Source organism: Curtobacterium poinsettiae, assembly GCF_025677645.1.
GTDB lineage: Bacteria > Actinomycetota > Actinomycetes > Actinomycetales > Microbacteriaceae > Curtobacterium > Curtobacterium poinsettiae_A.
In genome coordinates this window covers 2,034,930-2,055,341 of the sequence record NZ_CP106879.1, presented here as the reverse complement: position 1 = coordinate 2,055,341, position 20,412 = coordinate 2,034,930, and the positions used below count along the sequence as shown (strand labels likewise).

At 70.8% G+C, this 20,412-nt stretch carries 17 protein-coding genes; 2 read left to right on the top strand and 15 right to left on the bottom strand.

The genetic code is table 11. From position 1 onward, the window contains the following. Position 1: 1 nt before the first annotated feature. From ftsZ to OE229_RS09785, 14 genes are all read right to left on the bottom strand, one after another. Positions 2-1,162, bottom strand: coding sequence for a cell division protein FtsZ (gene ftsZ, locus OE229_RS09850; protein ID WP_027465251.1), 1,161 nt, complete (start codon positions 1,160-1,162; stop codon positions 2-4). A gap of 146 nt (positions 1,163-1,308) precedes the next feature. Beyond that, positions 1,309-2,595 (bottom strand): FtsQ-type POTRA domain-containing protein, encoded by a 1,287-nt coding sequence (locus tag OE229_RS09845; protein ID WP_262137745.1) that lies wholly within the window; start codon positions 2,593-2,595, stop codon positions 1,309-1,311. Continuing rightward, a complete protein-coding gene (gene murC / locus OE229_RS09840; protein WP_182065471.1) occupies positions 2,592-4,013 on the bottom strand; it encodes a UDP-N-acetylmuramate--L-alanine ligase in 1,422 nt (473 codons plus the stop codon). The genes OE229_RS09845 and murC overlap by 4 nt, the downstream gene beginning before the upstream one ends. Next, positions 4,010-5,107, bottom strand: a complete 1,098-nt coding sequence (gene murG / locus OE229_RS09835) for an undecaprenyldiphospho-muramoylpentapeptide beta-N-acetylglucosaminyltransferase (RefSeq protein ID WP_262137743.1) — start codon at positions 5,105-5,107, stop codon at positions 4,010-4,012. The genes murC and murG overlap by 4 nt, the downstream gene beginning before the upstream one ends. Then, the gene (gene ftsW, locus OE229_RS09830) at positions 5,104-6,369 is read right to left on the bottom strand and encodes a putative lipid II flippase FtsW (RefSeq protein WP_182065473.1); all 1,266 of its coding nucleotides are present in this window, start codon (positions 6,367-6,369) and stop codon (positions 5,104-5,106) included. The genes murG and ftsW overlap by 4 nt, the downstream gene beginning before the upstream one ends. Next, positions 6,332-7,867, bottom strand: coding sequence for a UDP-N-acetylmuramoyl-L-alanine--D-glutamate ligase (murD, locus tag OE229_RS09825; protein ID WP_262137740.1), 1,536 nt, complete (start codon positions 7,865-7,867; stop codon positions 6,332-6,334). Before murD ends, ftsW begins: the two co-directional genes overlap by 38 nt. 4 nt (positions 7,868-7,871) lie before the next feature. Next, entirely contained in the window at positions 7,872-8,975 is a 1,104-nt protein-coding gene (gene mraY, locus OE229_RS09820) for a phospho-N-acetylmuramoyl-pentapeptide-transferase (RefSeq protein ID WP_262137735.1), read from the bottom strand. Further along, the gene (locus OE229_RS09815) at positions 8,972-10,480 is read right to left on the bottom strand and encodes a UDP-N-acetylmuramoyl-tripeptide--D-alanyl-D-alanine ligase (protein ID WP_262137730.1); all 1,509 of its coding nucleotides are present in this window, start codon (positions 10,478-10,480) and stop codon (positions 8,972-8,974) included. Before OE229_RS09815 ends, mraY begins: the two co-directional genes overlap by 4 nt. Further along, entirely contained in the window at positions 10,477-12,123 is a 1,647-nt protein-coding gene (locus OE229_RS09810; RefSeq protein ID WP_182065479.1) for a Mur ligase family protein, read from the bottom strand. Before OE229_RS09810 ends, OE229_RS09815 begins: the two co-directional genes overlap by 4 nt. Before the next feature lie 14 nt (positions 12,124-12,137). Next, positions 12,138-13,907, bottom strand: coding sequence for a peptidoglycan D,D-transpeptidase FtsI family protein (locus OE229_RS09805; protein ID WP_259577524.1), 1,770 nt, complete (start codon positions 13,905-13,907; stop codon positions 12,138-12,140). 49 nt (positions 13,908-13,956) lie between these two features. Beyond that, positions 13,957-14,682: a hypothetical protein gene (locus tag OE229_RS09800; RefSeq protein WP_262137725.1), complete on the bottom strand. Its 726-nt coding sequence runs from the start codon at positions 14,680-14,682 to the stop codon at positions 13,957-13,959. Between the two features lies 1 nt (position 14,683). Continuing rightward, positions 14,684-15,649 carry a 16S rRNA (cytosine(1402)-N(4))-methyltransferase RsmH gene (rsmH, locus tag OE229_RS09795; RefSeq protein WP_182065485.1) on the bottom strand — a complete coding sequence of 322 codons (966 nt, stop codon included), beginning with the start codon at positions 15,647-15,649 and terminating at the stop codon, positions 14,684-14,686. A gap of 106 nt (positions 15,650-15,755) precedes the next feature. Then, positions 15,756-16,187, bottom strand: a complete 432-nt coding sequence (mraZ, locus tag OE229_RS09790; protein ID WP_017886616.1) for a division/cell wall cluster transcriptional repressor MraZ — start codon at positions 16,185-16,187, stop codon at positions 15,756-15,758. A 698-nt stretch (positions 16,188-16,885) separates the two neighbouring features. Further along, positions 16,886-17,281, bottom strand: coding sequence for a DUF3040 domain-containing protein (locus tag OE229_RS09785; protein ID WP_262137722.1), 396 nt, complete (start codon positions 17,279-17,281; stop codon positions 16,886-16,888). A gap of 96 nt (positions 17,282-17,377) precedes the next feature. On the opposite strand from OE229_RS09785, the gene OE229_RS09780 reads away from it, so the two are divergent. Continuing rightward, positions 17,378-18,496 carry a polyprenyl synthetase family protein gene (locus tag OE229_RS09780; RefSeq protein WP_410007308.1) on the top strand — a complete coding sequence of 373 codons (1,119 nt, stop codon included), beginning with the start codon at positions 17,378-17,380 and terminating at the stop codon, positions 18,494-18,496. Between the two features lie 70 nt (positions 18,497-18,566). Here OE229_RS09780 and OE229_RS09775 read toward each other — a convergent pair whose 3' ends face one another. After that, entirely contained in the window at positions 18,567-18,923 is a 357-nt protein-coding gene (locus OE229_RS09775; protein WP_182065489.1) for an Rv2175c family DNA-binding protein, read from the bottom strand. Between the two features lie 172 nt (positions 18,924-19,095). Here OE229_RS09775 and OE229_RS09770 point away from each other — a divergent pair, with 172 nt between their 5' ends. Beyond that, entirely contained in the window at positions 19,096-20,382 is a 1,287-nt protein-coding gene (locus tag OE229_RS09770) for a LysM peptidoglycan-binding domain-containing protein (protein ID WP_262137718.1), read from the top strand. Positions 20,383-20,412: the final 30 nt, after the last annotated feature.

The following is a 20,412-nucleotide window of genomic DNA, read 5'->3' as shown; positions in this document are numbered from 1 at the left end:
GTCACTTCAGGAAGTCGGGGACGTCGAGCTCGTCGTCGTCGTCGAACGCCGGGTCGGCGGCGCGCTGCACCGGCGGCTGGTGCTCCTGCGATGCCCAGGACGGGCTCGACGTGGTGGAGTCCTCGATCGCGCCGGTCGAGGCGGCGACGGGCGCCGCGGCGCTCGACTCCGGGTCGACGTAGCTCGAGCGACGTTCCTTCTGCTGCTGGGCCGGCTCGCCACCGTCGAAGCCCGCGGCGATGACCGTCACGCGGACCTCGTCGCCCAGGGTGTCGTCGATGACCGCACCGAAGATGATGTTCGCCTCGGGGTGCACGGCTTCCTGCACCAGACGCGCGGCGTCGTTGATCTCGAAGATGCCGAGGTTCGAGCCACCCTGGATCGACAGCAGCACGCCGTGCGCACCGTCGATGGAGGCCTCGAGCAGTGGCGACGCGACGGCGAGCTCGGCCGCCTTGATCGCACGGTCGGCACCGCGCGACGAGCCGATGCCCATGAGCGCGGAACCCGCACCCTGCATGACGCTCTTGACGTCGGCGAAGTCGAGGTTGATCAGCCCCGGGGTCGTGATGAGGTCGGTGATGCCCTGCACGCCGGCGAGGAGCACCTGGTCGGCCGTGGCGAACGCCTCGACCATGGAGATGCCCCGGTCGCTGATCTCGAGCAGGCGGTCGTTCGGGACGACGATGAGCGTGTCGACCTCGTCCTTGAGGCCAGCGACGCCGTTCTCGGCCTGGGACTGGCGACGCTTGCCCTCGAAGCTGAAGGGCTTCGTGACGACACCGATGGTCAGCGCCCCGATGGACTTCGCGATGCGCGCGACGACCGGTGCACCACCGGTGCCGGTACCGCCACCCTCGCCCGCGGTGACGAACACCATGTCGGCGCCGGCGAGGGCCTCTTCGATCTCCTCGGCGTGGTCCTCGGCGGCACGACGGCCGACCTCGGGGTCCGCGCCGGCACCGAGGCCGCGGGTGATCTCGCGGCCGACGTCGAGCTTGACGTCCGCGTCGCTGAGCAGCAGGGCCTGGGCGTCGGTGTTGATCGCGATGAACTCGACGCCACGGAGACCGAGCTCGATCATGCGGTTGACGGCGTTGACGCCGCCGCCGCCGACACCGACGACCTTGATGACGGCGAGGTAGTTGTGGTTCGTGGTCACGTCAGTCAGGCCTCCGGTCGAACCCTCAACCTCTACTTGAAGTTCAGGGGCAATGCTGGTAGATGTGGTGCTGGCTTCGACGCTACGGGTGCGTTCGGCGCAGTGTCGCCCCGCCACGCCGCGTGTCGCCGATCAGGTCCGGCAATTCAGTCCTCGGCGCGGATCACGCCGTTGTCCGGTGCCGACACGTCGTACTCGACGACGACGCCCGGGTTGCGCGCCGCGTGGTCCTTGACCAGCGCGGCGAGCAGTTCGGCCTTGGCGTCCGAGTCGTCCGGGCTCCCCCACACGACGGTCGAGCCGTCCTTCAGGGTCAGGGTCACGTCGTCGGCGGTCGACCCGGCGACGCGCGTCACCTGGGACCGGACCGTCGAGGGCAGCGCCAGCACGACCTCGGTCATCGTGCGGAAGCTCGAAGACCCCAGGCGCGCACGGGCGATGTCGGCGAGCGGCATGGTCGCCGGGCGCTTCGGCGACGACTGCACGACGATGCCCGCGGGGTCGACGAGGTCGAAGGTGCTCCCGGAGCGCACCGCGACGACCGGCGTGCGCTCGGTCACCGTGACGACGAGCGTGTGCGGCGGGGCCTCTTCAGTCACGTAGCTCTCGATGAGCGGGAACCCGGCGACGTCCCGCTTGATCGCGTCGAAGTCGAGCCGGGCCAGGGGCGTGCCGATCTGGTCGGACAGGGCCTGGCGCAGCGCGGACTCGTCGACGCGGTTCGTGCCCTTGACCTCGATCGTGCGGAGGGCCATCAGCGGGGAGAACACCGCGACGAGGATCGAGACCCCGAGCACCAGGACGACGCTGGCCGCCGTGATCCACGCGGCGCGACGGTGCCGGCTGCGCCGGGTGAACCGGCGGACCTCGGCACGCTCGAGCAGTCGGCGGCGCCGCTTCGCGATGCGCGCCTCGCGGGCGGTCTCGGCAGCGCGCACCCGTGCCCCGATGGGCGCCTCGGCGTGCTGATCGGTCCGGGAGGCCCCGGTCGCGTCGAGCACGTCGGTCACGGTCGCGTCGTGTTCGGCTCCACCGCTCGTGGCCGCTCGGCGTCCCGCGTCGCGGCGGTCGGCCTCCGGGTCCCGGTGGTCCTCGTTCGGGGTGTACTCGCGCAGGCGGTCGGCGACGGTGGAGAGGCCGGCGCCGAACCGGCGTCCGGCCGCTCCGGCGAACGCGCCGACGCGGTCCCGGTGCGGACCCGACGTGCCGGCGGCGGGCCGACCCGCGGGGGTCGACCCGGCGGTCTCGTCGACCGTCTCGTCGACCGGCGCTTCCGGGGCGGACGCGGGACGGGCCTCCCGGTCGTCGGCGACGCGTCCGCGGAACGGGAGCCGCGGCTTCGAGGGACCACGACGCTGCCGGGGCGCGTCGGCCCCCTCGGCCGGGGCGTCCCTGCGGGCGTCCCCCTCGTCGAACCCCTCGGGGCGCTTCACCGGGACGACGCTCCGTCGGTGCCCAGGGCGCCGAGCACCTGCGGGATGATCCGGTACACGTCGCCGCAGCTGAGCGTCATGATGATGTCGCCGTCCCGGGCGACCGCGGCCGCGCGGGCCGCCGCCTCGTCCCAGTCGGGCAGGAACTCGACGCGCGACTGGTCGGCGAAGCGCTCCTGCACCAGGGCGCCGGTCACGCCGGGCTCCGGGTCCTCGCGGGCGCCGTAGACGTCGAGCACGACCGTGTGGTCGGCGAGCTCCTCGTACACCTTGGCGAAGTCGCCGGCCATCAGACGGGTGCGCGAGTACAGGTGCGGCTGGTGGATCGCGATGATGCGGCCGTCGCCGACGACGTTGCGGGCGGCCTTGAGCGCCGCGGCGACCTCGGTCGGGTGGTGGGCGTAGTCGTCGTAGACCGAAACGCCGCGCTCGACACCGTGCAGCTCGAAGCGGCGCTGGGTGCCGCCGAACGCCTCGAGCCCGCGAACCGCGTCGGCCGGGGCGACGCCGAGGCCGGTCAGCACCGCGAAGGCGCCGACGGCGTTGATCGCGTTGTGCCGGCCGGGCACGCGGAGGGTCAGGTGGTACGCCTCACCCCCGGCGCGGAAGTCGACCTCGACGCCGGCGGACTCGGTGATGCCCTCGATGCGGACGTCCGCGTCGACGGCCTCGCCGAACGTGACGACCTCGGGGGCGTCGGCGCGCTGGCGGATGCCGGCCGTGACCGTCTTCGCACCGGCGTCGTCGCTCGAGATGACGACGCGCTCGCTCGCCTTCGCGGCGAACTCGACGAAGGCCTCGGTGAAGGCCTCCTCGCTGCCGTAGTGGTCCAGGTGGTCGGCGTCGACGTTGGTGATCAGGGCCACGGCGACGTCGTAGAGCAGGAACGAGCCGTCGGACTCGTCGGCCTCGACCACGAACAGGTCGCTCGACCCCGGGGCCGAGCTGGTGCCGAGGGACTGGATGACGCCGCCGTTGACGAAGCTCGGGTCGAGACCGAGCTCGACCATCGCGGTGACGATCATGCCGGTCGAGGTGGTCTTGCCGTGCGCACCGGCGACCGCGACCAGACGGTGCTCGGCGATCAGGGCGGCGAGGGCCTGCGAACGGTGGAGCACCGGCAGACCGCGGCGCTGCGCCTCGAGGAGCTCGGGGTTGTCGGGCCAGAGGGCGCTCGTGACGACGATGGTGTCGGCCTCGCCGACGTTCACGGCGTCGTGACCGATGTGCACGGTCGCGCCGAGGTCGCGCATCGTGCCGGTCGTCTCCGTCTCGCGGGAGTCGCTGCCCGTCACGCGGTGCCCGGCGGCGAGGAACATCCGGGCGATCCCGCTCATGCCCGCGCCGCCGATGCCGACGAAGTGCACCGTGCCCAGGTCGTCCGGGATCGGCTGGGTCAGGTCCGGCTTGATGGTCATCGTTCCTCCGTGGTGCTGGGGGCCTGCTTCGCGGCGTCGAGGACCAGGTCGGTCATCCGGTCGGCGCCGTCGCGGTGGCCGACGCTGCCCGCCCGCACGGTCATGTCCGCGATGCGGGAGCGGTCCTGCAGGATGCTCAGCAGCTGGAACGTCACCCAGTCCTGGTCGAATTCCCCGTCGGCCACCAGGACGGCTCCCCCGGCGTCGACGACGTCCTTCGCGTTGTGGCGCTGCTCACCGTTCCCCACCGGGTACGGCACGAGCACACTCGGCAGCCCGACGGCGGTCAGCTCGCACACCATGCCGGCGCCGGAGCGCGACACGACGAAGTCACTCGCCGCGTACGCCAGGTCCATCCGGTCGCAGTAGGGCAGCACGTGGTACCCGTCGAGGTCGCTCGGGCCGATGTCCGACGCGGCGCCCACGACGTGCAGGACCTGCCATCCGGCTCCGACGATGGCGGCGGCGGACTTGTTGATCGTCCGGTTGATGCTCCGCGCGCCCGAGGAACCACCGGTCACGAGCAGCACGGGTCGGTCCGGGTCGAGTCCGAACTCGGCGAGCCCCTCGGACCGTACGGCCCGGCGGTCGAGCGACTCGATCTCGCGACGGAGCGGCATGCCGACGACGCGGCCGTGGCGCAGGCGGGTGTTCGAGAAGGTCAGTCCGACGTGCTCGGTGAGGAACGCGGCGAGGCGGTTCGCCAGCCCGGGCTTCGCGTTCTGCTCGTGCACGACGATCGGGGTGCCGGTGCGGCGGGCGGCGATGTACGCCGGAGCGGCCGCGTAGCCACCGACCCCGAGGACCACCTCGATCTCGTGGTCGCGGATGATCTGCTCGGTCCGCTTGACCGCCGCCGCGAAGCGCTGCGGGAAACGCAGGGCCGCGCCGTTGAGCTTCCGCGGGAACGGCAGGCGCGGGATCGTCAGCAGCTCGTAGCCGCGCATCGGGACGAGGCGGGACTCCAGTCCCTCGGCGGTGCCCAGCACGAGCACCTCGGCGCCGGGCTCCCGCTCGGTCAGCCGGTCGGCGACCGCGAGCAGGGGGTTGACGTGGCCGGCGGTGCCGCCGCCGGCGAAGAGGTACTTGCTCACCGCAGTGATCCGTTCGTGGAGGTCCGGCCGAGTGGGGCGTTCGTCAGGCCGGGGTCGTTCTTGCCGGGCAGGTCACGAGCGAAGGAGAGCACGACGCCGATCGCCACCAGGGTCATGATGAGCGCCGATCCACCGGCCGAGATGAGTGGCAGGGGCACGCCGAGCACGGGCAGCAGGCCGAGCACGACGGCGATGTTGATGAGCGCCTGGCCGATGATCCACGCGAGGATGCCACCGGTGACCGTCTTCACGAAGGGGTCGCGGGACTGCCGGATGATCTTGATCATGCCGACGGCGAGCACCACGAACAGGCTGAGCACCACGACGGCGCCGATCAGGCCGAGCTCCTCGCCGATGATCGCGAAGATGTAGTCATTGTCCGCCTCGGGCAGCCACGACCACTTCGCCTTCGAGTTGCCGAGGCCGACGCCGAACACGCCACCGGACGCCAGCGCCCACATGCCGTGCACCGGCTGCCAGCAGATGTCCTGGTACTGGCTGGTGTCGGTGCACCCGGACAACCAGGCGCTGATGCGGGTCGAACGCGAGGCCGACGCCATCGTCACGAAGGGCAGCATCACGGCGAACGCACCGAGGCCGACGAGCAGGTGCCGGGCGCGGACGCCACCGATGTACAGCGCGCCGAACACGAGGATGAGCATGACCATCGCGGTGCCCTGGTCACCGCCGAGGACGACGAGGCCGAGCGAGAGCATCGAGGCGATCCCGATCGGGATGAACACCTCTTTCCAGTCGTCGAGCTTGTCCCGTTTGACGTAGATGATGGCGCCGATGCCGAGCACCAGGCCGAGCTTCACGACCTCGGACGGCTGCGCGGTGAACGACCCGAGCCCGATCCAGTTCCGGTTGCCCTGGATGTCGATGCCGAGCGGGGTGAACACGAGCAGCTGCAGCACGAGCGCAGCACCGAGCAGCCGCATCGCCCACTTCCGCCAGATCCGGGTCGGGACCCGACTGGCGATGAGCATGAGCGGCACGCCGAGCACGGCGTACAGGCCCTGACGGGAGGCCGCCCCGAAGAAGTCGTGGGTCGCCGCGTACTCCTCGACGCTCGACGAGGACAGCACCATCACGACGCCGAAGACGACGAGGAACAGCGTGACGCCGAGGATCGTGTAGAAGGTGCTGGACTCCGCGACGAAGACGTTCTTGACGGCGACGATCGCGCCGTTGGTCCGTCGTGGGGTCGACGCGGTCCGGCCGTTACGGCTGTTCGGAAGATCCGTCGGTGTCGTCGCCATCGACTTCTCCTCCCAGGTGCTCGTTGACCGCGGCCGCGAAACGCTGCCCCCGGTCGGCGTAGGAGCCGAACTGGTCGAACGACGCCGCCGCCGGGGCGAGGAGGACGGTGTCGCCCGGCCTCGCGACCGATGCGGCATGCCGGACCGCCTCGCGCATGACCTGATCAGTGTCCGTCGTCTCCACCTGGAGCACCGGGACCGTGGACGCGTGTCGCGCGAATGCCTCGAGGACCGGGGTCCGGTCGGTGCCGATCACCACGACGGCGCGCACGCCGGGGCCGAAGCGCTCGACCAAGCCGTCGATGTCGACGCCCTTGAACAGGCCGCCGACGATCCACACGACGGTGTCGAACGACGCCAGCGACGCGGTGGCGGCGTGCGGGTTGGTGGCCTTCGAGTCATCGACCCACGCGACGCCGTCCGCCTGGGCCACGAGCTCGGTGCGGTGGTGGTCGGCGCGGAACGCCCGGACGGCCGACTGGATGGCGCTCGGCTGGACGGTGCCGGCACGGGCCAGGGCAGCGGCGGCCAGGACGTTCATGGTCATGTGCGGGCTGGCGAGCCCGGCGGCCTCGAGGTCGGCGATCGTCGACAGCTCGAGCGCGCTGTTGCGGCGGTCCTCGGTGAACGCCCGGTCGCACAGCACGTCCTCGACGATGCCGACGTCGCCGGGAGCGGGGACGCCGGGGGTGAAGCCGACCGCACGGCAGCCCTCCACCACGTCGGCCTCCTGCACCATCTGCCGGGTGGCCTCGTCCGAGGTGTTGTAGACGCACGCCATCACGGTGCGCTCGTAGACCTTGGCCTTCGCCGCGCGGTACGCCTCGGCGGAGCCGTGCCACTCCAGGTGGTCGTCCGCGATGTTCAGGCAGGCACTGGCGAGCGGCACCACGGCGCCGTCGCCGGAGGTCGCCGCGTAGTGCAGCTGGTGGCTCGAGAGCTCGACGACGAGCACGTCGTAGCCGACCGGGTCGCGGACGACGTCGAGCACCGGTACGCCGATGTTCCCGCACGCGACGGCACGCAGGCCGCCGGCCTCGTACATCGCGGTCGTGAGCTGTGTCGTCGTCGTCTTGCCGTTCGTGCCCGTGATCGTGATCCAGGGGGCCGCGACCGGGCCGCGGACGACCTTGTCGCGCACGCGCCAGGCGAGCTCGATGTCGCCCCAGACGGTGCTGTTCGTCACCGACCACTGCACGGTGGCGTTGTGCGGGGGCAACCCCGGCGACACGATGACGACGTCGGGTGCCTGCCGCACGAGGGCGTCCGGCACGGTGTCGAGCGGCGTCTGCAGGAACCGGGCACCGATCACGTCGAGCAGCTCGACGCTGTCGGCGGGGGCGTCGGACGAGTAGACCGTCACCTCGCTGCCGAGTTCCACCAGCGTGTCGGCGACCGAGAACCCGGTGGCTCCGAGGCCGAGGACGGCTACGTTGAGCCCCTTCCACCCCTCGGAGTACCAGCTGTCGAGGGAGTGGAGGCGGGACGGCGAGGACACCGGGTCAACCAACGCGTGCGATCCATTCGAGGTAGAAGAGTCCGACCCCCGCCGCGACGAAGAGTCCGGCGATGATCCAGAAGCGGACGACGACGGTCACCTCGGCCCACCCCTTCAGTTCGAAGTGGTGGTGCAGCGGACTCATCAGGAAGATGCGCTTGCCGTGGGTGATCTTGAAGTAGGCCCGCTGGAGGATGACGGAGCCGGTGACGATGAAGAACAGGCCACCGATGAGGATGAGCAGCAGCTCGGTCCGGCTGAGGATCGCGAGACCGGCCAGGGCGCCGCCGAGCCCGAGCGAGCCGGTGTCCCCGAGGAAGATCTGCGCGGGCGACGTGTTGTACCAGAGGAACCCGATCAGCCCACCGCAGACCGCGGCCGCCACCACGGCGAGGTCGAGCGGGTTGGACACCGTGTAGCAGGCGTGCTCGGTGTTCGAGTCGAGGCGGGCGCCGCCGCACATCTGGTTCGACTGCCAGAAGCCGATGATGACGTACGAGCCGATCGCCAGGATGCTCGATCCCGTCGCCAGGCCGTCGAGCCCGTCCGCCACGTTCACGCCGTTCGACGTGGACACCGTCAGCAGCACGATCCAGGCGAGGAACAACACGGTGCCGATGACCGTGCCGAGCGCCATGAAGTCGAGCCACGGCACGTCGCGGATCGCCGAGATCATCGTGGACGCCGGGGGCTTGCCGTTCGACGTCGGCACGACCAGGGCGATCGTGGCGAAGATGACGCCGACGATGACCTGGCCGAGGATCTTCGCCCAGCCGCCGAGCCCGAGGCTCCGCTGACGCCGCACCTTGAGGAAGTCGTCGATGAAGCCGACGAACCCGAGCCCGACCATCAGGAACAGCACGAGCAGACCGGACAGCGTGATCGAGTCACGCCCGACCAGGTGACCGACGAAGTACCCGATCACCGCACCGATGATCAGGACGATGCCGCCCATGGTGGCTGTGCCGCGCTTGGTGTGGTGGGACTGTGGACCGTCGTCACGGATGAACTGCCCCCACCCGAGACGGTGGAAGAGCTTGATGAAGAACGGGGTGAGCAGCAACGTGAACACCAGCGACGTGGCGCCGGCGACGAGGAGCGCGATCATTCGGTGACACCTCCGAGGCGGTCGCCGAGGAATCGCAGTTCGGCAGACTTCGAGGACTTGACGAGGACGACGTCGCCGGGGCGGAGCATCTCCTGCATGGCACGGACGGCGTCGTCGACGTCCTCGATGTACACGGACTCGCCGTCCCACGATCCCTCGAGGGTGGCGGCCTGGTGGATGGGCATCGCGCCGCGGCCGATGACCACGAGCTGTCCGATGCCGAGGCGGACGACGAGCCGACCGATGCGATCGTGCTCCTCGACGGAGTACTCACCGAGCTCGGCCATCTCACCGAGCACGGCGACGGTCCGCTCCCCCGGGCGCACGATCTGCGCCAGGGTCCGCAGCGCCGCCGCGGTGGAGTCGGGCGACGCGTTGTAGGCGTCGTTGATGACGGTGACGCCCTCGGGGCCGCCCTGGAGCAGCTCCATGCGCCAGCGCTCGGCCCGCGTCATCGACGCGAGCGCCGCGGCGCCGTCGGCGAGCGGGACGCCCCACAGGTGGGCGACGGTGAGCGCGGCGGACGCGTTCATCGCGTGGTGCTCACCCAGGATCGCGAGGCGCACGTCGACGTGATCCGGGCCTCCAGTCAGGGTCGCGTCCGTCGGGCGGTCGCCTTCGGGGCGGCGGGGAGGCGCGGTGAGGGTGAAGCGGGTGCCGCTGCGGTCCGTCTCGATGCCGGAGACGCGATAGTCGGCTTCGGCCGACGTGCCGAAGCCCACCACCCGCGCGGCCGTCAGGTCACGCATCGACGCCACGCGGTCGTCGTCGACGTTGAGCAGGGCCGTGGCGGTCTCGGGCAGGTCGGTCACCATCTCGGACTTCGCACGCTGCGTCGCCTCGATGCCGCCGAACTCGCCGGCGTGCGCGAGGCCCACCTTGAGGACGACGCCGACGTCGGGCTCGGCGATCGACACGAGCTTGGCGATGTGGCCGACGCCGCTCGCACCCATCTCGACCACCAGGTACCGGGTGTCGTCCGTGATGCGGAGCATCGAGATCGGTGCGCCGACGTGGTTGTTGAACGACCCCTCGGGCGCGACGGTCGCGCCGTGCTGTTCGAGGATCGTGCGGAGCATGTTCTTCGTGCTCGTCTTGCCGTTCGAGCCGGTGATGCCGACGACCAGCAGGGGCGCCGGGCGACCGTCGGCGTCGACGCGGTCCGCGGTGCTCATCCGGACGCGCGTGACGACCTCGTGGGCGAGCGCAGCGAGGGCCTCGTACCCGTCGGCGACGACGATCTGTGGCGCGCTGGTGTCCACGCGGTCGGGCGTGACGACCAGGGCGGCACCGGCGTCGACCGCTGCGGGCACGAAGCGACGGCCGTCGGTGACCTCGCCGGGCAGGGCGAAGAAGACGCTGCCGGGGCGGACCAGGCGCGAGTCGGTCTCGACCGAGCCCTCGACGACCAGGTCGCCGGGCTCGGCGACGTCGGTCGCCTGCGCGCCGCCGATCAGCTCGCCGCCGACCGCGGTGGCGATCTCGGCGAGGGTCATGGCGATCATCGGACGTCCTCCGCCGGACCGGAGTTGGGCTCCCAGCCGGCCTCGCGCAGGGCCGCGCGGGCCTCGTCGCGGGCGGAGTACGGCGTGCGGACGCCCTGGATGTCGCGGTAGTCCTGGTGCCCCGGGCCGGCCCAGAGGATCGAGTCCCCCTCGCCGACCAGGCTCACAGCCGTGCGGATCGCCGCCTCGGGCGGGCTGACCTCGTGGATCTCGTGGTCGGGGTACGCCGCACGTGCGGCGTCGACCAGGGTCTTCCGGATCGACGCGGCGTCCTCGAAGCGCGGGTGGTGGTCGGTGACGACGAGGATGTCGCTGCCGGCCGCCGCCACGCGGGCCATGTCACCGCGCTTCGTGGTGTCGCGGTCGCCGTCGGCGCCGAACAGCATGAGGACCTTGCCGGAGGTGAACTGCCGGACCGCGGCGAGGGTGTTCTCGAAGGCGTCGGCGCTGTGGCCGAAGTCGACGTAGACGCTCGGGCCGTGCTCGCCGGAGACGCGCTCGGTGCGGCCGGGCAGGTAGCACTCGATGGCGGAGACGCGGTGCGTCCCGCCGTCGCGCTCGCTCGCGTCGTCCTCGTCGGGGTAGCGGCGGTGGTTGCTCTCCAGCGCGTGCGCGATGGCACCCAGCTCGAACCCGCCCTCGACGAGCATGACGATCGCGAGTGCCGCGTTCGCCGCCATGTGCCAGCCGATGAGCGGCACACGGGTGGTCAGTTCGCGGCCCTCGGGGCCGGTCAGACGGAACTCGGTGTAGGCGGCGTGCGCCTCGACGATGTCGACGTGCCACTCGGCCTCGACGTCGGGGTGCACGGTGATCGTGGTGACCGGGATGCGGGAGTCCTGCACCACGCGGTGACCCCAGTCGGTGTCCAGCGAGACGACGCCGCGACGGGCGTGCTCGGGCTGGAACAGCGGGAGTTTCGCCTGGTAGTACTCCTCCATGTCGGCGTAGTCGTCGAGGTGGTCGTGCGACAGGTTCGTGAAGGCCGCGACGTCGAAGACGATGCCGTCGACGCGGTGCCGGCTGAGGGCCTGGGCACTCACCTCGACGGCGACCGCGCGGACCTCGCTCTCGCGCATGCGGGCGAGGAGCGCATGCATCTCGCTGGCCTCGGGCGTGGTCAGGCGGCTCGTCACGCTGAGCGAACCGATGTGGCGCTCGGCGGTCGAGCTCAAGCCGGTGACCAGGCCGAGCTGCTTGAGGATGCCCTCGAGGATGTAGGACGTGCTCGTCTTGCCGTTCGTGCCGGTGACGGCGAACAGCTGCGGCAGGTCGGTGGCCTCGTCGGGGTGCGTGCGGTAGACCCACGCCGCGACGTCGCCGAGGGCGGCCCGGGGGTCGTCGACGACGAGCACCGGCAGCCCGGACGGCTCGACCAGTGCGACGCCGTCCTGGTCGGTCAGGACGGCGACGGCGCCGCGCTCGGCGGCTTCCGTCGCGAACTGTGCGCCGTGCCGGTTCGCACCGTGCACGCCGACGAACAGGTCACCCGGCTGCACCTCGGTGGCGCTCAGGGTGACCCCGGTGGTCTCGATGCTGTCGACCGAGCCGACGACTCGCAGACCGAACGCGTTGGCGAGTTCGGAGACGGCCCTCGGGGTCGGGTGTTCGGGTCGGAGGACCGGGGGGATCCGTGCGGACAAGTGTTCCTTCTTCCTCACCACGTGGACGGGTAGAGCTTCGCCTCGGACGCGGAGGGGGCTACTCGGTACTTCTCGAGCACCTGGGACATGAGTGTGCGGAACGCCGGAGCCGCTCCGCTGGACCACTTGTTGGTCTGCGGCTTCGTGAACGTCACCGTGACAACATACTGGGGGTCTTCGGCGGGTGCCATTCCGGCCACCGACGTGATGCGCTGACCGCCGTAGCCCTGCGACCCCTCGGCCACCTCGGCGGTCCCCGTCTTCGCGGCAATGTTGTAGCCGGAGATCGGCTTCATGCCCACCAGCGTGCCACCCGTGACGACGCTCTGCAGCATGTCGGTGACCTGCGTGGCGGCTGCTGCGGAGACGACCCGCTGCTTCTGCACGTCGGGCGCGTCGATCGTCTTGCCGTCGGCCGTGGTGCAGCCCTTGACGAAGTGCAGCGGGATCCGGACACCGTCGTTCGCGATCGTCTGGAACACGCTCGCGACCTGGACCGCGGTCGTCGAGATGCCCTGGCCGAACATCGAGTTGATGTTCGTCTGCTGGTCCCAGTCCGGGCTCGTGCCGTAGTCCATCGACGGCTGGCCCGGGTAGTCGATCGCGGTCTCCGGCTCGAACAGTCCGAACTTCTTCATGTAGTCGAAGCGCTGCTGTGCCGTCAGTCGTGCGCCGAGCTCGGTGATGCCGACGTTCGACGAGTTCTGCAGGATGCCGGTCAGCGTGAGGTTCTCGGTGGCGTGGAACTCCGAGTCGTGGATCGTGCCGCCCCAGGGGAACGTGCGCGAGTACGGCACGACGGCCTGGTCGGTGGGGTTCGACTTGCCCTGGTCGATCAGCGCGGCGGCGATGGCGGCCTTGATCGTGGAGCCCGGCTCGTACGACGCCGTCAGCGCGCGGGACCCGAAGGCGCCCTTGTCGGTCGTGGCGTCGACGTCGTTCGGGTCCACGGTCGGGTAGTCGGCGACCGCGAGCAGCTCGCCCGTCTTGACGCTCGTCACCGTCGCCGTCGCCGACTCCGCCTGCAGGGTCTTGGCGGCGGACGCGATGGTCTGCTGCGCCATGTACTGCAGGTCGCTGTCGATGGTGGTCTCGAGCGTGCCGCCGTCCTTGGCCTTCTTCGTGGTCACGGTGCTGCCCGGGAGCTGCACACCGTCCTCGCCGCGCTCGTACGTCTCGGAGCCGTTCGTGCCCGCCAGGCACTGGTTGTAGGAGTACTCCAGACCGGCCTGGGCGCCGTCGGTGCCCATGAAGCCGGTGAGGTTGCCCGTGGTCGCACCCGTCGGGTACACCCGCGCTGCCTGCGGCTCCGGGTACAGCCAGGGGATGCCGAGTGCACGCACGGCCTCGTAGTGCTGCACGTCGAGGCCCTTGACCAGGTACGCGAAGTCGGACTTCGGGTTCGCGGCGATGTTCTTCCGCATCGTCGCGACGTCACCGCCGGAGGCCTTCGCCAGCGCGCTGAGGGCGGTGCCGACGCTGACGTCCTTGATGCGGGTGCCGCCGAGCTTGCCCTCGAAGCCCTTCACCAGGCGTGGCGAGGTCGTGATGTTGTACCGGGTGACGCTGTCGGCGAGTTCGGTGCCGTTGCGGTCCACGATCGACCCGCGGGTGCCGTAGATCGTCACGGGGATGCTGCGCTTCTGCGCCGACGCCTTGTTCAGCTCGGACGCCTGGACGACCTGGATGTCGACGAGCCGCACCACGAACACCCCGACGAGGGCGATCACGGCGAGCATCACGATGCTGTAGCGCAGGCGTCGGTTGCGGATCGTCTTCGTCACGCGGTGCGGTCCTTCCCGGGCGGTGCTGAGGGTGCGGCGGACCCGCCGGTCACCGGGTGGAGGGCGCCTGGAGCGGGTTCGCGTCGGACTCTACGGACGACTTCGCCGTCCCCTGGTCCGACGCGCTGGCACCGCTCGTCTTCTCAGACGTGGCGGTGCTGTCGGTGGATCCCGTGGCGTTCGTGGTGCCCGACGTGCTGCTCGACGTGCTCGACGTGCTCGTCGTGCTCGACGTGCTCGACGTGCTCGACGTGCCCGTCTCCTTGCTCGTCGACGTGTCGCCCGGCTTCGTGGCCAGCGGGACGTCGTTCAGCAGCGAGTTCGGCACCTGGTTCTCGGTGGACGCCGTGGCCTCGTCGGGCTTGGCCGGCGTCGGCGTGCCGTAGACCCGACCGGTCTTCGGGTCGAGGTACACGGGCGTCGAGTTCGCGATCATGCCGAGCGACTGCGCGTTGCGGGCCAGGTTCTGCGGCGAGTCGAGGACCCGGAGCTGCTCGGACAGCGACTGCTGCGTGCGGGACAGGTTCGTCTGCTCGGCCGTCAGCGAGTTGAGCGTGTACGCGCCCTGGCTGAGCACCATGCTGATGCCGAGCTGCGCGAGCAGCAGGATCCCGAGCGCGGCGACGGCCACCACGGCGTACCCGATGCGGGGGCGTGCCCGGCGCTGGGCCGCGGTCGGGGTGACCTCGACCAGCTCGGGACGGTGCTGACGGTCGGGGCGCGGGGCCCGCGACGGGACGACCGCAGGGTCGACGAGTGCGAGGTTCGTGCTCATGTCAGTTCCGGATCCGCTCGGCCGCGCGCAGGCGCACGGGGGTTGCTCGGGGGTTGGCGGCGCGTTCGGCCTCGTCGGCCAGCTCGGCGCCCTTGACGATCAGAGAGAAGGTGGGGGCGTGCTCGGGCAGCTCCACCGGCAGGCCGGCGGGGGCGCTCGACTTCGTGCGCTCCACCAGTGCCCGCTTGACGATGCGGTCCTCGAGGGACTGGTACGACTCGACGACGATCCGGCCGCCGACCGCGATGGCGTCGAGCGCCGCCGGGATCGCCCGCTCGAGCACGCTGAGTTCGGCGTTGACCTCGATGCGGAGCGCCTGGAAGACACGCTTGGCCGGGTGCCCCTGGCGCTGGATGGCGACCGGGGTCGCGTCGTGCAGCACCTGGACCAGGTCGCCGGACATCTCGAACGGCTTCGTCGCCCGCCGCTCGACGATCGCTCGGGCGTAGCGGCCGGCGAGCTTCTCCTCGCCGTAGCGCTGGAAGATGCGGCGGAGTTCGCCCTCGTCGTAGGTGGCCAGGACGTCGGCGGCGGTCTGCCCCTCGGTCCGGTCCATCCGCATGTCGAGCGGGGCGTCCTGGCTGTACGCGAACCCGCGGTCGGCACGGTCCAGCTGCAGCGAGCTCACCCCGAGGTCGAAGAGCACGCCGTCGACCTTCGTGAAGCCCTCGCCCTCGATCGCGTCGACGATGCCGTCGTACACGGTGTGCACGAGCCGGACGCGGTCGCCGAAGCGGGCCAGGCGCTCCCCCGCGATGCCGAGTGCGTCGGTGTCGCGGTCGAGCCCGATGAGCGTGAGCTCCGGGAACCGCTCGAGCAGGCCTTCGGAGTGGCCGCCCATGCCGAGCGTGGCGTCGACGACGACCTTGCCCGGGCCCTCGAGCGTCGGCGTGAAGAGGTCGACGATGCGCTGGAGCATCACCGGGGTGTGCGGGAAGCGTGGCGTCTCGTTGTCGTTCTCGGCCATGTGCAGCCCCTCGTCTCCTGGGCCGTGGGTCCGGATCCCCATCCATGCGACCTGACACCGGGGAAGTGGCGTCAGGGCTTCACGGCTGGGAGTCCCGATCCGCGGATCAGAAGATCCCCGGGATCACCTCCTCGTCGTTGTCGGCGAATGCCTCTTCGGCTTCGGCGTAGTAGGCCTCCCACGCGGGGGTGGACCAGATCTCGGCACGGTCACCGCTGCCGATGACCGTGAGGTCCCGTTCGAGCCCCGCGTACTCGCGGAGGTTCTGCGGGATCGTCACGCGGTTCTGCTTGTCGGGCTGTTCGGCGCTGGCTCCCGAGAGGAACAGACGCATGTAGTCCCTGGTGCGCTTCGACGTCATCGGGGCGGTCCGGATGCGTTCGTGGAGTTCCTCGAACGTCCGGGCACTGAAGACCACGACGCAGCGTTCCTGGCCGCGGGTCATCACGAGCCCGCCGGACAGTTCGTCCCGGAACTTGGCGGGGAGGATCACGCGACCCTTCTCGTCGAGCTTCGGGGCATGAGTACCGAGCAGCACGTCGGGCCTCCCCTCCGCTCCACCGGACCGTTGCGAGCCCCACTTTACTCCACTCCCCTCCCCACGCCCAGGAATCCGCTCCCTTTTCCGCCCGAGACACCCCTACTGGGGGCACGGAGAGCGGCACGCAACCCGCGGGGACGGCCGCAGATGCCCGGATCCATGCGGTTCACGGGCACCGGAGCAGGCGTGGAGGAAAGTGGAGGACTTTCGCAGCCGGTGGAGCACTCTGGGGCGCGCCGCGGGCGCAAGACGCCGAGTGGTCACGAACTGTCGCTCGCGCGGACCCCAGCCGACGGTTCCTGCGCCCCCGGCGGCCAGCGCACGGCATGTCGTGACCACTCGCGCGGACACCGGCGGCGGTCCACCCCCGGCCGGGAGGCCCGCCCCACCACCACCGCGGTGCTCCCGCGGGCGTGCGGTCGGCTCCACCCCGCCCGGCCGCCGGTCAGCGCATGGTCACGACGTGCTGCCGCCGCGACGCCGAGTGGTCACGAACTGTCGCTCGCGCGGACCCCAGCCGACGGTTCCTGCACCCCCGGCGGCCAGCACGCGGCATGTCGTGACCACTCGCGCGGACACGACCCCGGCCGGACACCGCAGCAAGGACCCCGCCGGCCCCGTGAACACGAAACGGGGCCGACCCGAAGGCCGACCCCGTGGAGGAGTGTGGAGGGAGTCCTGCTGACCCCCGGCAGCTACTGACTCTGGTCGTTGCGCTTGTCCCAGCGCTCGTTCATCCGGTCCATGAAGGACCCGCCACCACCGGTGGACGGGCGCGCCGACCCACCGGACGCGGGCTTGTCCGGCCGAGCGGGCTTCGCCTTCGGGGCACGCATGCCCGGGCGCAGCGCGAACAGGACACCGGCGAGCATCACGACGAAGCCGAGGATGCCCAGCAGCGGCGCCTTGATGACGAGGCCGACGATGACGATGGCGACCCCGGCGAGTGCGCCGAGCACCCCGAGCGTGATGGCTGTGTACGTCGGACGACCCTGTCGACGTGTGACACGAGCCACGAAATCGGAATCGTTCTGGTAGAGGCTGCGCTCCATCTCTTCGAGAAGGCGCTGCTCCTGTTCCGAGAGCGGCATCTTGGTTCCCTCTGTTCCTGGGATCGACGCGGGGTTGGAAAACACGGGTTGAGTGGGCCGATTCTATGCCCCGACCACTCCACTAGGGTAGGGATCGTGGCTGAGAGTACGCGATTAGTGGACCTCGTATCGGCGCGTATCGACCGGGCACTCGACGAGCAGCGTGAACGGCTCCTCGCGATCAGCCCCGACCTCGCGCCGTTCGACCGGTACGCCCGAGACCTGTTGTCCGGCGGCAAGCGCTTCCGGGCCCTGTTCTGCTACTGGGGATGGCAGTCGGTCGCGGGGCGCTCCGGCTCGTTCGACCCCCTCGCCGAGGGCTCGCGGCAGACCACCGCCGAGGCGGTCGTCACGGTCGCCGCAGCGCTCGAGGTCTTCCACGCCGCAGCCCTGGTGCACGACGACATCATGGACCGCTCGGACACCCGTCGTGGGGGTCCGGCAGCGCACCGCCGCTTCGAGTCCCTGCACGAGGAGTCCGGCTTCGTCGGCGACCGCGGGCAGTACGGCACGAACTCCGCGCTGCTCCTCGGCGACCTGCTGCTCTCGCTGAGCGACTCAGTGTTCGACGAGGGCCTCGCGCTCCTCGACCCGGTGCGGGCCCGCATCGTCCGCCAGGAGTTCCACGCGATGCGCCTCGACGTCACGGCGGGGCAGTACCTCGACGTGCACGAGGAGACCGCCTGGCCCGTCATCGACGAGTCCGAGCACCTGCTCCGCGCCCAGCGCGTCATCGTCTTCAAGTCGGCGAAGTACTCGATCGAGGCCCCGCTGGTCATCGGCGCCCTGGTCGCCGGCGCGAGCGACTCCCAGCTCGAGGGCCTCCGCGCCTTCGGACTCCCCCTCGGCGTGGCGTACCAGCTCCGCGACGACATGCTCGGGGTCTTCGGCGACCCCGAGGTCACCGGCAAGCCGGCCGGCGACGACCTGCGCGAGGGCAAGCGCACCGTCCTCATCGCCTCGGCGCGCAAGACGCTGGCGAGCGGTCCGCGGCAGCTCCTGGACGAGCTCCTCGGGGACCCCGACCTCGACGAGGAGCAGGTGCAGATGCTCCGCGCGACCCTCACCGAGTCCGGTGCCGTGGCCGCCGTGGAGCGGTCGATCGAGCGGCACGTCCAGCGCGCCAAGGCGGCGCTCGACGCCTCGCCGTTGACGCCGTCGGCGCGCGAGCAGCTTGCGTCGCTGGCCGACACGGTCAGCCGCCGGTCGTCCTAGACACGGCCATACGACGAAAGGGAGGCCCGGCGCCAGCTGGCACCGGGCCTCCTGTCCGTCCGGAACGCGTCTAGAGCAGCGACTGAGCGATGCGACGCACCTCGGCCTTGCGGCCCGCGCGCAGCGCCGCGATCGGCGTGGTGCCCATCGCGTCGTCGACGGTGAGCATCCAGCGCACCGCTTCGTCGTCGGTGAAGCCGTTGTCGCCGAGCACGATCAGCGTGCCGCGGAGTTCGGGCATGGGCTCGCCGTCCTCGAGGAACTCGACCGGCACGCGCAGCACACCGCCGACGCGGGCTGCCAGCAGGGTCTTCTGCTCGAAGAGTCGGTGGATCCGTCCGGGGCTCGTACTGAACATGTCCACCAGCTCGGGGACGGTCAGCCAGCGTTCGGAGAGGGACAGGTCGTCGGCGGGTGCGGCACTCACACGCCCATGGTGCCAGAGTGACCGCCGGAGTGAATCCGCCTCGTTCGTCACATTCGTCACATCCACCCCATCTGACTCTCTGGTTGACTCGGGAATCAGGCCATGCCAGCGTTGTGGCACCTGTGAGTGCGCGCACGCGTGCGCACGGCTCAGTCGAGATCAGGAGAAACCCGTGGACCACGCTGCAGACGAAGTCGCCCGGCGCGCACGATCCGCCCGGTTCGCCACCATGCCCATCGTGCTCGCGGGCACGATCGCCGTGACCGCCGGTCTGACCGGCCCGGTCGCACACGCAGAGCCGCGGCACGACGACGCCGACGCGAACCACAAGCGCCACGTCGACCAGGACCGCGCCGTGACCGACCGCCCGGTGTTCGGCACCGCCGTCGCCCGTCCGTCGCAGACCGTCGCGCGCACGGTCGCCGCCACCACGAAGGCCCCCACCGCCGCTGTGCCCACGAGCTACACCGTCCACCACGGCGACACGGTCTCGGGCATCGCCGCCCGCTTCGGCCTGTCCGCGCAGGAGATCCTCGTGCGCAACGGCCTCGGCTGGAACACGATCATCCACCCCGGGCAGACGCTCCACCTGGCATCGACGCCCGCCGTCACCACGGCCGCGGTGCGGACCTCCGGGTCGACCGGCGGCTCCGGGGCCGACACCTCGAGCTACCACGTGAAGCACGGCGACACCGTCTCCGGCATCGCGTCCCGCGTCGGCGTGTCGACCACGGCGCTCCTCAGCGCGAACAAGCTGTCGCAGCGCAGCGTCATCTACCCCGGCCAGACGCTGCGGGTGCCGCACGGCTCGTCGTCGACGCCGTCGGTGTCGACCGCCTCGGCCCCGTCGACCAAGTCGAGCGTGAAGATCAGCGCCGGCGACACCGTGGCCTCGATCGCCGCCGCGCACCACGTCTCGGTCAAGTCGCTCCTGTCGGCGAACGGCCTGTCGTACACGAGCACGATCTACGCCGGCAAGACGCTCGTCATCCCGTCGTCGAACGCGACCGCCGCCCCCGCGGTCGCTGCCAGCGCTGCGGTGAGCGGCGCCGTCGGCCTGAGCGCCGAGCAGCGCCAGAACGCCGCGACCATCGTCTCCGTCGGTCGATCGCTCGGCGTCCCGGACCGCGGCATCGTCGTGGCCCTCGCCGCAGCGATGCAGGAGTCGAGCCTCCGGAACCTGGCGCACGGCGACCGCGACTCGGTCGGTCTGTTCCAGCAGCGTCCGAGCCAGGGCTGGGGCAGCGCGGCGGCACTGCAGGACCCGGCGCACGCCACCGCGCTGTTCTTCGGCGGGCGGAACAACCCGAACGCCGGCACGACCCGCGGGCTGCTCGACGTGCCCGGCTGGTCGTCGATGAGCATCACCGACGCGGCCCAGGCCGTGCAGCTCTCCGCCTACCCGAAGGCCTACGCCACCTGGGCGAGCGCAGCCGAGGGCTGGCTGGCGACCCTCTGAGCCTCATCCGGAAGATCGAGATTGGGTCAC